At 60.0% G+C, this 14,778-nt stretch carries 10 protein-coding genes; 6 read left to right on the forward strand and 4 right to left on the reverse strand.

Annotation, left to right across the window (positions count from 1 at the left end; genetic code table 11):
- Positions 1–43 precede the first annotated feature (43 nt).
- The 3 genes from AHA_RS15215 to AHA_RS15225 all read left to right on the forward strand — a co-directional run bounded on the left by AHA_RS15215 (position 44) and on the right by AHA_RS15225 (position 5,101).
- Positions 44–514 carry an FKBP-type peptidyl-prolyl cis-trans isomerase gene (locus tag AHA_RS15215; protein WP_011706805.1) on the forward strand — a complete coding sequence of 157 codons (471 nt, stop codon included), beginning with the start codon at positions 44–46 and terminating at the stop codon, positions 512–514.
- Between the two features lie 386 nt (positions 515–900).
- Positions 901–1,668, forward strand: coding sequence for a DODA-type extradiol aromatic ring-opening family dioxygenase (locus tag AHA_RS15220; RefSeq protein ID WP_011706806.1), 768 nt, complete (start codon positions 901–903; stop codon positions 1,666–1,668).
- Between the two features lie 163 nt (positions 1,669–1,831).
- Complete coding sequence (locus tag AHA_RS15225) at positions 1,832–5,101, forward strand: response regulator (protein WP_011706807.1); 3,270 nt, start codon at positions 1,832–1,834, stop codon at positions 5,099–5,101.
- Positions 5,102–5,557: 456 nt separating this feature from the next.
- Here AHA_RS15225 and deoD read toward each other — a convergent pair whose 3' ends face one another.
- Positions 5,558–6,259 (reverse strand): purine-nucleoside phosphorylase, encoded by a 702-nt coding sequence (deoD, locus tag AHA_RS15235; RefSeq protein WP_011706808.1) that lies wholly within the window; start codon positions 6,257–6,259, stop codon positions 5,558–5,560.
- A 286-nt stretch (positions 6,260–6,545) separates the two neighbouring features.
- Positions 6,546–6,926 carry a hypothetical protein gene (locus AHA_RS15240; RefSeq protein ID WP_164927706.1) on the reverse strand — a complete coding sequence of 127 codons (381 nt, stop codon included), beginning with the start codon at positions 6,924–6,926 and terminating at the stop codon, positions 6,546–6,548.
- A gap of 593 nt (positions 6,927–7,519) precedes the next feature.
- Here AHA_RS15240 and AHA_RS15245 point away from each other — a divergent pair.
- Positions 7,520–8,602 (forward strand): GTP pyrophosphokinase, encoded by a 1,083-nt coding sequence (locus AHA_RS15245; RefSeq protein WP_011706810.1) that lies wholly within the window; start codon positions 7,520–7,522, stop codon positions 8,600–8,602.
- A gap of 341 nt (positions 8,603–8,943) precedes the next feature.
- Here AHA_RS15245 and AHA_RS15250 read toward each other — a convergent pair whose 3' ends face one another.
- Entirely contained in the window at positions 8,944–10,515 is a 1,572-nt protein-coding gene (locus tag AHA_RS15250) for an ATP-binding cassette domain-containing protein (RefSeq protein WP_011706811.1), read from the reverse strand.
- Between the two features lie 406 nt (positions 10,516–10,921).
- Here AHA_RS15250 and AHA_RS15255 point away from each other — a divergent pair, with 406 nt between their 5' ends.
- Positions 10,922–11,824 carry a hypothetical protein gene (locus tag AHA_RS15255; protein ID WP_011706812.1) on the forward strand — a complete coding sequence of 301 codons (903 nt, stop codon included), beginning with the start codon at positions 10,922–10,924 and terminating at the stop codon, positions 11,822–11,824.
- Between the two features lie 49 nt (positions 11,825–11,873).
- On the forward strand, positions 11,874–12,332 hold the full coding sequence (locus AHA_RS21915) for a hypothetical protein (protein WP_237701909.1): 459 nt from the start codon (positions 11,874–11,876) through the stop codon (positions 12,330–12,332).
- Between the two features lie 258 nt (positions 12,333–12,590).
- Here the strand turns inward: AHA_RS21915 and AHA_RS15265 are convergent, their stop codons facing one another.
- Positions 12,591–14,396 carry an amidohydrolase gene (locus AHA_RS15265; protein WP_011706813.1) on the reverse strand — a complete coding sequence of 602 codons (1,806 nt, stop codon included), beginning with the start codon at positions 14,394–14,396 and terminating at the stop codon, positions 12,591–12,593.
- Positions 14,397–14,778: the final 382 nt, after the last annotated feature.

The raw sequence follows: 14,778 nt of genomic DNA on the forward strand, positions 1-14,778 counted from the left end.
GCTCTCACTGCCCTCTCGGCATTTCACGACATAGGGATACCCGATGAAATTCGTTTTGATCGCGCTGCTGGTTGCCGGCGTCGCCTACTACTTCTACTCGAGCAGCAACAACAAGAAGCAGGCCGTGGAAAACGTGCGCAAGGGCGCCGAGTTCCTCGCCGCCAACAAGGAAAAACCCCTGGTGACCACCACCGCCTCCGGCCTGCAGTATGAAGTGCTGACCCCGGGCACCGGCACAATTCACCCCACCGCCACCAGCAAGGTGAAGGTGCACTACGAGGGCAAGCTGCTGGACGGCACCATCTTCGACAGCTCGGTCGCCCGCGGCGAGCCCATCGAGTTTGGCCTCAACCAGGTGATCGCCGGCTGGACCGAAGGGGTGCAGCTGATGGTGGAAGGGGAGAAGACCCGCTTCTACATCCCCGCCAACCTCGCCTATGGCGATCGCGCCGCCGGCAAAATTCCGCCGGGATCCGTGCTGATCTTCGACGTAGAACTACTCGGTATTCAATAAACCGGTCAGATCCCACCCTGCGCCCGTGCTGATCTTCGACGTGGAACTGCTGGGTATTCAATAAACCGGCCAGATCCCACCCTGCGCCCGTGCTGACCTGCGAGGTGGCGCTGTTAGGGATAAAATCCGCATCAAGATGAACTGATGGCTGTGGGGCAAGACGCTCTCCGCCTTTCTCAGGGCCGGCCATTGCGCCGGCCTTGTCATGAGTAAAACCGCCCGCCCTCCCCCATCACTATCAACCAATAGTGAACAGTGCTTATTCATCAAGCTGGATTGTTAACTTCATTGTCGGAGCAGATAATGACCATATCGTCAGTGGCATGTCGCCCTGGCCCACAGTTTTCGGTGCGCCTCGCACCAATACAACGCATATGGAGTCTGTCATGTCTATCGCCCCCGTCTGGTTCATCTCCCATGGCGCCCCGGATCTGGTTCTGCGCGACCAGCCGGCGACCCATTTCCTCAAGAATCTGCGCCTTGGCGATCTCAAGGGACTGGTGGTCATCTCGGCCCACTGGTTTACCCGCAGCGAGCTGCAGATCAACGTCGAGCCCAATCCGGCCTTGATGTACGACTTCTACGGCTTCCCCGAGCCGCTCTACCACATCCGCTGGCCGGCCAGCAGCCCGCTCTGGCTGCAGGAGGCGGTGAGCGATCAGCTGCTGCTGGCGGGCCTGCCCGCCGAGCCGGTGCGCCGCGAGCTGGATCACGGGGTCTGGTCACCGCTCTCGCTGATGGATCCCGCCAGCAGCGTCCCGCTGGTGCAGCTCTCCATCCCGGCCAGCTTCACCCCGCGCCAGCTGTGGCAACTGGGGGAAGCGCTGCAACAGCTGCGCGCCCAGGGGATCGGCATCCTGGCCTCCGGCGCCATCACCCACAACCTGCGGGCGCTGGGGCCGGAAAACTCGCCGGTGCCGGGCTGGGCCCGCAGCTTCGTCAACTGGCTGGAGCTGACCATGAGCGAGGGCGATCGGACCGCGCTGGAAGATTACCGGGCACGGGCGCCGGGGGCGGTGGAATCCCACCCCCACGACGATCACCTGCGCCCGCTGTTCGTGGCGCTTGGCGCCGCCGGCCAGGACAAGCCGGTCAAGCTGCACGACAGCTGGGATGGCGGCAGCCTCTACATGGGTTCCTACCGCTTCGGTTGAGCCCTGGCAGCGCCAGACAGCGCAAGATGGCGGGTCGCTTCCCGCCATTTTTATGGCGCCGGCACTGACAAACTGCTGATTAAAGGTTCATTGTCCGCCGCTCTTCGGTAGAATCGCCGCTTTCGATCACCATCTGACCAGCGGGAGGGGGCACAAGCCGGCAATGAACCTTATTCGACCCCTGCTGCTGCTCTGCCTGCTGTTTCCCCTCTGCGCCCAGGCGCTCACCCTGCACAGCCGTCACTACCTGCAGAGCAGCCCAGCCCCCACACAGGCGGCCGAACAGCAGTGGCTGGCCCGGCACCAGTTGTTGCGCGTCGGCGTGCTGCGCCACGACTACCGCCCGTTCGCCATGACCGGGCCGGACGAGCACTTCGAGGGGATCTCCGCCGACTATCTCGACATCGTCGCCAAGACCCTGCAAAAGCCGGTCGAGCTGCGGGTGTTCGACGACAAGCAGAGCGCACTGGCGGCGCTGCGGGCGGGGGCGCTTGACCTCGTCAATCTCGGAAACCTCAGCCTGAGCGGCCCCGACCAGGCGGGCATCGCCCTCAGCCAGCGCTATTTCAGCAGTGCCCCGGTCTTCTCGGCGCTCGCCGCCGAACAGGGCCCGCTGCTGCTGCCGGGCCAGCGGGTCGCCACCGTGCAGGGGTATGTGGACGAGGCCGCCTTCAAGCGCTACTACCCGGATCTGGTGCTGGTCAATTACCCCTCCAACGTGGCGGCCTTCGATGCGGTCTTCTTCGGCCGCGAGCCGCTGCTGCTAAGCGATCCCCACTCCCTGCACTACCTCAACAGCGAGCGCTTCGACAAGATCCGGCAGCGCAGCCAGGCGCAGCCCGCCATCGCGGCGGACGGCTTTCGCTTTGCGGTCTCGGCCGACAGCCCCCGGCTGCTGGCGCTGCTCAATCACGCCCTGGCGGGGGTGAGCGACATCACCCACAGCCTCATCTTCAGCCAGTGGAACGGCCCCATCCGCGACATCGTCGAGCGCCCCAGCGAGCTCTACAGCGCAGAGGAGCGCGCCTGGCTGGCGACGGCCGGCCCGGTCAGGGTGTGGCTGATGGACGATCTCTACCCCTACGGGGTGCGCGACTACGACAACCAGCTCACCGGCATGTCGGTGGAGATGCTGGAGAAGATCAGCCGGCGCTCCGGCCTGCGCTTCGAGTTTGTCAGTTATGGCTCGGAGCTGGCGCGCAACGAGGCCCTGCTCAGGGGAGAGCTGGATCTCATCGGCGCCATCTCCCGCCCGGTGGCCGAGAGCTACCGGCTGCTCCCCTCCCTGCCCTATGCCACCGACGACATCTATGTGCTGGTGGCCCGCAAGGGGGATGCCTTGAGCGGCGATCTGGCACAACTCGCCGGCAAGCGGGTGGGCAGCACCCACTACAACCCCATCGCCCGGCGGCTCGACAACAGCCGGGTGAGCTATCTGGAGAGCGCCGACGAGGCGATGGCGGCGGTCGACGACGGCCGGCTCGACGCCGCCATCGTGCCGCTCTATTTTGCCCAGCACGCGGTGGAGTGCGGCCGGCTCAGCCAGATCCGCATCGCCGGCCCCGCCGACAACCAGCCCATCCGGATGGGCTTTGCCAGCCTGCCGGGCAACCGGATGCTGATGAATGTCATCGACAAGACCATCCTCTCCATCGCCCCCAACGAGCTGGCCACCATGAGCTACCAGTGGCGCAACCGCAAACTGCCGGCCCCCACTTTCATGGAGCGCAACGCCCCCTACTTCTACCTGCTGCTGGCCGGCCTGTTCGCCATCGCCCTGCTGCTGCTCTATCGCAACCGCATGCTCAACCGGCTGGCCCGCTCGGAGCAGGCCTCCCGCCGCCAGCTGGAGGAGCACGTGCGCTTCATCGAGGCCCTCGGCGAGAGCCTGCCCCACCCCATCGTCGTGCGCGACAAGAGCGGCAAGGTGATCCTCTGCAACAGCAAGTACCTGGCCATCCTCAACGCCCCCATCGAGCGGGTGCTCGGCACCTCGTTTGCAGAAGGGCTCAAGGGGCTGCTTGGCGCCGAGGCCATCACCACCCTGGAGCAGGATTTTCAGCAGGTGCTGCAAAGCGGCAGCCCCATCTTGTCGGATCGCATCTTCAGCCAGCGCGGCCCGCGCCAGTTCGTCTACCACTGGATGGTGCCCTACTTTGACTACCGCGGCGCCATCAGCGGGGTGATCAACGGCTGGATCGACATCACCGAGCGCAAGACCATGGAGGAGGCGCTGCGCCGCGCCAAGGAGCAGGCCGACCGCGCCAGCCGGGCCAAGAGCGACTTTCTGGCCACCATGAGCCACGAGATCCGTACCCCCATGAACGCCATCCTCGGCATGCTGGAGCTGGCGAGCCAGGATCCCGCCCTCGCCCCCTACACCGGCGAGCAGCTGCGCATCGCCTCCGAATCCGCCAACGGTCTGCTGGATCTCATCGGCGACGTGCTGGACATCTCCAGCATCGAGTCAGGCCAGCTGACCCTGGCCCCCGAGCCGTGCGAGCTGGCGCCGCTGCTGCACTCGGTGGCCCGCGCCTTTGCGGGCATGGCCAAACAGAAGGGGCTCAGCTACCGGGTCGAGCTGGATCCCCTGCCGCGGGTGCTGATCGATGGGCCGCGCCTGCGCCAGATCGTTTTCAACTTGCTCGGCAACGCCATCAAGTTCACCGAGCGGGGGGAAGTGAGCCTGCAGGCCAGCCTAGTGGGGAGCGCGCAGCAACCCCAGCTGCACCTGCTTATCCGCGACAGCGGGGTGGGCATTGCCCCCGACAAGCTGCCCGGGCTGTTCAACCCCTTCTACCGCGCCCACGACCCCTACCAGTTCGCCGGCACGGGTCTTGGGCTCAACATCGCCCGCATGCTGTGCCAGCTGATGGGGGGCAAGATAGCGGTCAGCAGCGAGCTTGGCGCCGGCACCGAACTCAGGATCCGGCTGCCGCTCACCCCGCTGGCGCCAGAGCCAGCGTGCGAACCCTTGCCTGCGCCGCGCGATGTCACGTCGGCCATGGTGCCCTCCCCCAAGCGGTCATCAACCCCTGCCGCCCTCGGCCGGCTGCGGGTGCTGGTGGTGGACGACAACCACGCCAACCAGGTGCTGCTGCGCCAGCAGCTCAAGCACCTGGGCCACGAGGTGAGCGTGCGCGGCAACGGCGCCGAGGCGCTGCGAGCCATCCAGAATCAGGACTTCGAGCTCATCATCACCGACTGCCAGATGCCGCTGATGGATGGCTTCGAGCTGACCCGCCGCCTGCGCGCCCGCGGCCACACTCTGCCAATCTGGGGTTTTACCGCCCACGCCACAGCGCGCGAGCGGGAGCGCTGCCTGGCCGCCGGCATGGACGAGTGCCTCTACAAGCCCATCGGCCTGGCCCGGCTGCGCACGGCCCTCGCCAGCCTCGAGCAGACCAATGCCGGCGCACTGAGCCCGGTCTGATTATCTGGGTCGGATGGCGCGGGCTGTGCTCCCGCCGTATCCGCTCCAGCCGTGTCCGCCCCATCCGTGTCCACCCCAGTCCTGCCAGCCCGATCACCGTCATGGCCGCCATCACCACATAGAGCGAGCCGGTCAGATGGAGCGCGGCCGCCGCCAGTGCGATCAGGCCGTAGCAGATCAGCGTCATCCGCTTGAGGCCCACCTTCTCGATGAGGAAGAAGGCGGCAATGGTGCCCGCCAGCGCCCCGCCGTTGAGCAGGGAGAAGATGGAGGCCACCTGATTGACGTCGGCGCCGAACTTGGCGGCGATGGGGTCGATCAGCATGCCGAACTGGGTCGCAAAACCGGCCATCACGAAGTTGGCCAGGAAGCTGATGGCAGTGAGGGAGAGCTTATTGTTCATATTGGATCTCTCTTGGGGTCAGGGTGCGTGCAGGGTTGGGCGGGCCGCGGCGCTTACAGCGCGGTGTACAGCGCCAGCTCGATCATCTGGTTGAAGGAGAGTTGCCGCTCCTCGGCAGTGGTCTCTTCACCGGTCAGGCAGTGGTCGGAGACGGTCAGGATGGCGAGCGCCTCGATCCCCTGTTGATGGGCCAGCCCGTAGAGACCGGCCACCTCCATGTCGATGCCGAGCACGCCGAACTTCTCCAGCGCCGGAATGAGGTTTTCGTCCGGATCGTAATAGAGGTCGCCGGTGAAGATATTGCCCACCTTGACCGGAATGGCCTTCTCCTGCGCCTTGGTAAACGCCTTGTGCAGCAGGGCGAAGTCGGCCGAGGTGGCCATCTGGTAACCAGCGCTGCGCTTGGCATTGGTCGGGGAGTCGGTGCCCGCCGCCTGCGCCAGAATGACGTCACGCATCTGCACGTGGCGCTGGGTCGCCCCCAAACTGCCGATGCGGATGATCCGTTTGACCCCGAAGTCGTTCACCAGCTCGTGGGCGTAGAGCACCATGGAGGGGATCCCCATGCCGTGGCCCATCACCGAAATGCGCTGGCCGTTGTAGTAGCCGGTGTAGCCCAGCATATTGCGCACATTGGTCACCTCGCGCGCATCGGTCAGAAAGGTCTCGGCGATATAGCGGGCCCGCAGCGGGTCCCCCGGCATGATGACGGTCTCGGCGAAATCGCCCGGGTTGGCATTGATATGAGCGGTCATTATTGTTGTGCTCCAGTTTGACTCGTGTGGATGAGGGCATCCTAGCCCCCACCCCCTCGCCCCTTGCAGGACAAAAGTCCTGTTGCCCCGATCGAGATCCCAGTTCCGGCAACTTCTCCGAGGCAGCCCCTGCTTGCCCCCTTTGCTACCGCTTGTCTGCCCCCGTACAACTCAGCCCTACCCTTGCGACCAGCGTCCCGTCACCCGCTCAGCGATAACGCCCCTGCGCCCAAAAAGCGCGGGGGGCCTGCTGGCCCCCCGCAAACACACCAAATGAGAAAATGCCTTACTTGGCGGCGCTATCCTTCACGCACTTCTGGACAAAGCTGTTCTTGGCCGCGCCAGCCAGCTTCTTGTCGGCCGCCGCCTTCTCGCACTTGGCCGCCGGATCCATCGCCGCGCCCGTCTTCACGCACTTCTGGATAAAGCTGTTCTTGGCTGCACCGGCCAGCTTCTTGTCGGCCGCCGCCTTCTCGCACTCGCCGGTCGCGGCGCCAGCAGCATCTTTCACGCACTTGCCGACAAAGCTGGTCTTGGCGGCGCCCGCCAGTTTTTTGGCTGCGGCCTGCGCCTCGCACTGCAACTGGGCCGAGTCGTTGGCAAAGACCGGATTGGCCAGCAGCACGCTGCCGCAGAGCAGGCCGAACAGGATGGCAATACGCTTCATATGACGTTCCTTATTGTGATGTGTTGGCATGGTGACCTCTTTGCATGATGATCTGATTGCAAGTAACTGTTATGACAACAGCTGATTGTTGCCGCAGATCCCTCGCCTCGCCAGCCAGGGCCACGGAGCACAGGGCACCATAGCCGCACTATAGCGCTGATTGGCTAAGCGGGATTCTCCCCGGCCAACCCTTCCTCAACAGTCAGCTTGCTCCTTTCTTCCCCGCCACGCTCTCCAAACCAATAAAATCAAGGGCCATGGGAATCCTGTTCCCCACCACAGCGATTTCTTGAGCCAGCGCATAAAACACAGATATTCCTGATAGTTACGTCAATTTCTGACTGGTTTGCGTATGAGACTTGAGGATATGCTGATCATTCGGTGCCCCGCCCGCTGGTCGATGGAGCGCATTGGAAGCTGTAATCTAGGGGCGGCAGCGTGGGCTTTGAGCTGTAATTAATGCAATTCGTAGGTTGGCCCAAAAAATGAGAAAGATGACTCCCAAAATAAGATTAGAATCGTGGCAATAGAAAATCAGCAACCGAATTTAGTGTTCTCGGTAAACGTTGGGCAGAAAATCAAAGGACTAATTAATGCCATCTTTAGACTTCGAAAAAGAAAAATCAACATTCAGAGAATATTATTCAGACAATATAAAACTCCTTGAAGGAGCCATCATTTCATTTAAAGCATTAATCTCAGCATTATTAGAACATGACGGAAGCATCTATCTATCTAAAGTTGAAGGGAGAGTAAAGGAAAAAGAAGAGTGCATTAGGAAGTTCAATCTTAAATACAGAAAAAAACTTGAAGCAGATGAAACAGAATACACAATAACAGAGCACATCTCTGACTTGGTGGGTTTGCGCGTAGTATGCCTCTATGAGGATGACATTGATAAAATCAAAAAAATTTTAAAACTACACTTCGACATTATTGACGAAACCGACAAAATATCACAAATTGAAAGTACTGAGGGTTCTTTTGGTTATAAGGGTCTACATCTAGACTTGAAGCTAGGCGAATCAAGAAAGGATATGCCAGAATATAAAGCTTTTGTTGGTGTAAATTTTGAAATTCAGATAAGAACGATAATTCAAGATTCTTGGAGTGTTTTAGACCACAAAATAAAATATAAAAAGAGCATACCAAATAGGTTAAAACGTAGAATAAACACATTAGCTGCATTATTTGAGCTTGCGGACAGGGAATTTAAAGAAATCCGTGTTGCAACAGATGATGAAATTAAGAAAGCTGAAGAGGATGACGTCGATGAACCGATGCCTCTTTTAATTGATCAGCCAGGACCACCAAGGCCAACAAAGTCTAATGGAAGGGGGGGGCTAACAGCTTTCGGATTTCTTAGAATAGCTAAGCACTTCTTTAAAGATTATGAGTTTGATGATTATAAAGTTGATGGATTTACCGATGAAATTGTTTCTTTAGCGCCTAATATTACTCGAAATGACTTTAATGAATATATGAAGGCAACAATAACCAAAGTTAAACAATACAAACAAGAATTTGAAGAAAACCCTGAAAATAACGACACCCTAAATCCATACACTGTAATTAGGCACTGTTTATACTTGCGTGACCAGAATGTTTTCTCATCCATGCTGACAAATACATCAAAAAACTCTTTCGATGCTTGGCTTGCTGAAAACCCCGGATAAATTCCAAAATTTATGACGCCATCTTTCTGAGCCAGCCATTAATTGGCTGGCTCACATTTTATCCCTCCCCTCCAACCCATACTGCCTACAATCCCCACTCCGCCCACAAAATCAGGATCGTGGGAGACCAGTATCAAGGTGCCGAGGTAATAGGCACCTAATAAACAGCAGCTAATTCCCGAGCCACCTTTCTCTCTGCAGAAAATGCCCCCCGTTGCCAGGAGATTTTTATTTCTATCGATTAGCTCGGATCAAAGCTTCAAGCCATCAAAAATCTAGAAAATCTAGGACACCCACCTTTCTGAGCCAGCCATTACATGGCTGGCTCACGATTTAGCCCCCTATCCCTCCAACCAATACTCCCTTTCAACCCCCACCCCCGCCACAAAGTCGGGATCATGGGAGACCAACAGCAGAGTGCCCGGATAGTCGGCCAGCACCTGGGTGAGCAGCTGGCGCGAGGGGTGATCCAGATGGTTGTCCGGCTCGTCCAGCAGCAGCAGGTCGGGCAGTTGCGCCAGCACCATCAAGAGGCCCAGTTTTAGTCGCTCGCCCCCGCTCAGCCCATGGCAGGGCGCCAGGGCGCGATCACCGCGCAGGGCGATGCCCGCCAGCCGGGTTCTCGCGTCGCTCTCGGACAGTGTCGGCGCCGCTGCCAGCAGATCGGCCAGCGGGCTGAGGTCTCGCGCAATCAGGCTGAGCCCCTGATCAAGACAGGCCATCCGGCCATTGATGCGAAAACTGCCCGCATCGGGCGCCAGCTCACCGCGCAGCATCTGCAGCAGGCTCGACTTGCCGCTGCCGTTGCGACCGGCCAAGAGACAGCGAGCCCCCCGTTGCAGCACCAGATCTACCTGCTGATCATGCCAGCGCCTATGGCGCGCCGCCGTGATCACCAGCGGCTGGGCTGCCCCCTTGCCCTCACTTCCCGCCGGCCATTGCATGACAAGCGGCTGCACTGCCGCCAGTGCGGCTGCCGCTTCGGCGCACGCCTCCAGCTGGGCACTGTGGCCCCGCTGGTGGCGATCCAGCACCTTGCCAAGGGATTTGCCCGCCTGTTCCGCTTTGAAATCGAGCAGGATCTTGGCCTGGGAGCCGCGCTCGCGCCGCCCCTGGCTGGCCCGTCTGGCCGCCTGTTCGCGTACCTTCTGCACGCTGCGCGCCGCAGCCTTTTCACGGCGCTCCGCCTGCGCCAGCCGGGCGCTACAGGCGGCCTGCAACTCGGCCTGCTGCGCCAGAAATGCCTCAAACGAGAGGCTGGCACTCTGCAGCCCCTGCTCGCCCAGCTCCAGGATCTGACTCCCCTGATTGAGCAGGCGCCGGTCGTGACTTACCAGCAGATAGCCACCACTGTGGCTGGCCAATCGCTGGCTCAGCCACGCGATGCCACTGGCATCCAGGTGGTTGTCCGGCTCATCGAGCAGCAGAAAGTGAGCAGATCTCGCAAACAGCGCCAGCAGGCGCAAACGGGTGAGCTGGCCACCGCTCAGGGCGCTGACCGGAGCATGGGCATCGAGTCTGAGGCCCGCCTCTGCCAGCAGGTCGGCAAGATCGCTGCGCAGGTTCCAGCGATCAGCCAGCAGCTCGAAATCGTCCTGGGCGCAGCTCCCCTGCTCGATGCGCTCAAGGGCCCGCAGCGGCTCGCCCCAGCCGATCACGTCGGCCACGCTGGCTGCGCCATCATGAGCCTGCGCGGGCGCAAACTGGGACAACCAGCTGATGGGGGTAAACCACTCGATCTTGCCAGAAGCCGCGCGGCGCTGGCCCGCCAGCAGTTCGAGCAGCAGGCTCTTGCCGATGCCGTTGCGGCCGATCAGGGTGCAGCCCACAGCGGGCAAAGTGAAGGTAAGGGGCACGGTGCAGGCGCCGAAGGGCAGCTGCAAGGCGTTGATATGACATGCGATATGGGTCATCTGAACTCCTGTGGGCCAATGCGGGAGCCGCAGGCCAAGAGCCAAGCCAAATGACAGGGACACGTGTCCACACATGGGAAAAAAAAGAGGAATCAGCATCAACCTGTCACGGTAAGACGCACCCGATCTCCCTGGCGGGAGAGGAATCAAAAGCGGGGTGCGGACAGGTTAAATGCGCATCGGAGGAAGTACTCATATATCAAAGGAGCCAAGAGGCTAACCCGACGTATGCGGGCAGGTCAACACACATCATCTGGCTCAGATCCTGTTGTCGGCCAATCCCAGTCGCCATAAAGGCTCGTACGAAAACCACCTCTAGAGAGATAGTTCAATACCCATATGGAGCATGATTGATGGATGACATGATCTAGAATGTGCGCTCTTTTTTCATTCGGGATTCGATTATATGAAACGCGCTTTCTTCGCCGCTCTGACCATGCTGACTGCACCCGCCATGGCCGAACAGACCATTGCCCATCACTTCGCCACACTGGAATACCAGCGGATCATCGATGGCTGCCAGATGTATCGCCTCAATACCCCGCAAGGCGCAACCCTGCTGTTCGGACACAACTTCAATGACACCGGCGTCAATGCGGAAGGAGGTGCCTCTGCCGGTACCATGGATCTCTACTCCTACATGTATTCGGACCCGAAATATCGCAGCTACTCCCTGCGGGGCACCAATAATCTCTATCAGCCCTCCACCAGCGACTCTTATACCTTTATGACCCTCTCCGTCGGGGCCAGCAGCTCACCCGACAACTTCATGTTGTCCCAGCGCAAGAACATCGAGCGGGCGACCTCTTACTCCAGCGGCAATACCCAGCTCTCGATGCATTTCTACGATGGGCAGGATCAACCGAAATATGACAAGGCGATGCCGAAATATCTCTCGCTGTGTGGCAGCAATATTGCCTCCTTCGACTCATTGACCAGCCTGAGACTGCGCATTGCCAACTCCACCATCAAGGTGCAGTACCCAAGATTCAACCAGCCTGCCGGGATCAAGGCCAGCAATGATCTTGTCAGCGAAGTCCAGCTCGCCTGGAACAATGCCGACAACAGCGCCATCACGACCCGTCAGCTTAAATACACCCGCATCTCCCGCGCCGAGAAACTCGACAAACCGCAAGATCAGAAGTTTGTCGAACTGGCCAAACTTGGCATCAACGACGACCGCTATATCGACATCAACGGCGACCAGAATCCTTTGATCCCCGGCAAAGAGTATGTCTATCAGGTGCAGTACTGCGACGGTTACGACTTCTGCGAAGCGAGCCCTCAGGTGATTGGCAAAGCCAATTAAGCAGCACGCTATCGATCCATAAAAAGAGCCCCGCAGGGCTCTTTTTATATTGTCTCCCCCACAACGTGGTATCGCCAACAGTGGAGGAAAGTCAGGCATCAGGCTGAATATCAATAAAGTGGAAAATGCATCAAGCCATCAGGCAAAACCATCTATCCCCCCTCAGATGACTGCCCAAATAGCGCTACTTTGGAGGCAGGAAGTTTTATCTAGACCTTGGTTGCCATTTTGCATCATCACCCATCTGCTCAATGAACAGTGCGCCCTTATGAATGTTCGCTACTGCGCCCTGCTGGCGTGCTGTCTGCCGCTGGCAAGCCATGTAGAGATTGTTGCTCCCAATCAGCTTGATGCCAGCAAGGCCGTCTTCAAACCCGATGGCAATCAAGCGGGGATCCCGCTGGCCGGAGCTGTGCCGACAGACTTTGATGTCACATACCGCAACAATGATTTCAGCATTGCCCACTTGCAGTGGGCGCTATTTCTGTCATGCCCAACCACTGCCTGACAGCTTCGCTCTCAACACTGCCAAGGCGCTTGGCCGTTTCCTGCTGAGCGGGCAGCAGGCCTATGCCTGTTGCGAGCAAATCAAGGTGCCCGGATAGCCGGCCAGCACCTGAGTGAGCAGCTGGTACAAGGGGTGGTACAGATGGTTGTCCGGCTTATCGAAAAATCTGGGCCCCCACCGTTGGGCTGGATAAAAAAGCCCGGCGCCATTAGCGGCCGGGCTTTTTCACGTTCGGGCCGAGCCCGATCAGCGCAGCACTCAGTGGGACTGGTGATGCAACATGCCGGCCGCCACCATCGCCGTGGTGGCAACGGCGCTGCAACGAGCCGAGTCGGTGCACCCTTGCGAGGTGCCGGCGCTCCGTTCGTCACGCCGATAGACGGAGACACCCTCTTTGATCGTCTCCTCGACCCGGATATCGGCCAAGGTCTCGGGTTTGACCTTGAGCGGATTGGCCGAGAGCACCACCATGTCCGCCAGCTTGCCGACCTCCAGAGAGCCCTTGCTGCGCTCCTCCTTGTATTGGGTTGCCGCCCACAGGGTCTGGGCCTTCAATCCTTCCAAAGCGGAGACCCGCTGATCCAATCCAATAGGACGGCCGGTGCGGCTGATCCGGTTGACGGTCGCATAATAGACCCGCATGGCGTCAGGTAGCGCCACCGGGGAGTCGTGGTGGGAGGTGAAGATCATCCCCAGTTCACGGGCCCATCCGGTGGGAGAGATATGCTGCGCCCGCTCCTTGCCGAGCACGGAATCACTGTGCCAATCCCCCCAGTAAAAGGTGTGCATCGGGAAGAAGGAGGGGAAGATGCCGAGCCGCTGGAACGAGGCGACCTGATCCTTGCGGGCAGTCTGGGCATGGATGGCGACGAAGCCACGATCCGGCTTGCCATGTTGCTTCTCGCTGGCCTCAATCCCCTTGATAAGCTGATCGATGGCCGCATCACCGTTGACGTGGGTAAGCAACTGCCAGCCGTTGCGCTGGGCCAGTTCGATATAGTGGGCGGCCTGCTCGTCGCTCATGCTGGGGTAGCCCTTGTAATCGGCTTTTTGCCCGGCAGGGGGAACGAAATAGGGCTGGGTCAGCCAGGCCGTCTTGCCCTGGGGGGAGCCATCAAGATTGAGCTTGGCCCCGGCGACCCGAAAGCCGTTCATGTACTGCTGGGCGTAATAGGGCGGGGCGATGACGTCCCGCGCGATCTGGATATCGGGATAGGCCGCCACGTCGAGGGGCAGCTTCTCTTTCTGGGCCAGTTGGTACATGGTTTTGACGGCGGATGAAGAGGCTCGTCCCTCCTGGGCCGTGGTGTAACCGAAGCTGGCGTAGAGCGCCATGCCCGCCTTGAAGATCGCCTCGTTTTCCTGGTTGTTCAACTTGGCGAACATCGGCAGCAAGGCGCCAAAGAAGGCGGTCTCCTCCAGAACGCCGTCCGGGGTCTTGCCGTCTGCTTCACGGCGGATCTTGCCCCCTTCCGGATCCTTGCTGTCCGGGCCGAAGCCGGCCAGTGCCAGCGCCTTGCTGTTGAGGGTGGCAAGGTGGCCTGACTGATGGATGATGATCACCGGCAGATCCCGGGAGACCACATCCAGCTCCTGACGAGTGGGGTGGCGTTTTTCCTTGAGCTGAGAGTCGTCATAACCGAAACCCAGGATGATCCCGTGCGCCTTGTTTTGCGGCTTGGCGACCCAGTCGCGCAGTGCCTGCTGCAGGTCCGCGATACCTGTCACGGTGCCATCAGGCGGGGCCAGCAGATTGGCCGAAAGCGCCTGGATCCCGGTGTTGAAGACGTGGCCATGGGCATCGATAAAGCCCGGGATCAGGGTCTTGCCCTGCAGGTTGACCACCCGGGTTCCTTCATCACGCAGCTTGAGGATGTCGGCCTCGCTTCCCAGGGCCAGAATGCGGCCATTTTTGACGGCCAGCGCCTGGACAGTGGGCACCGCGTCGTTGACGGTGACGATGTCCCCTCCGAGGTAGATAGTCTGGGCATTGGGTTTGGCGGGGCTGACGGCATGAACCGAGCTGGCGGCCAGCAGGGCGATGGTGAGGGGGGCGAGTTTCATCTGGCATTCTCCGTGCTCGTTATTGGTGATTGTCCATCTAGGGATAGCTCCGGGAAGGTGACCGCCTCATGTCACATACGACAATGTTCGCCATCCTGCCGAGGCCTATGTGCTTCACAGCAAGTAGATGAATATACAAGATATTGCCTTGCTCAATAGTGATGCAGCGACCAGATTAGCGTCCTGACGGGCAGGATTCCAATAGCACCACGCAGTCTCCCCCCCTTGCATGGGAGCGCTGGGATAGCCCGGCACTGGTTATCGCAGATCCAGTCGGTATAAGGCCGAGCGTCAGGCCCCTCTGCCGCCAGCAACGCTATACCGTAGGTGTTGTCTATGATGCATCGCCACTTCCCTGTGCCAGATAAAAAATCCCCCGCTC

Source organism: Aeromonas hydrophila subsp. hydrophila ATCC 7966, assembly GCF_000014805.1.
Lineage (GTDB): Bacteria > Pseudomonadota > Gammaproteobacteria > Enterobacterales > Aeromonadaceae > Aeromonas > Aeromonas hydrophila.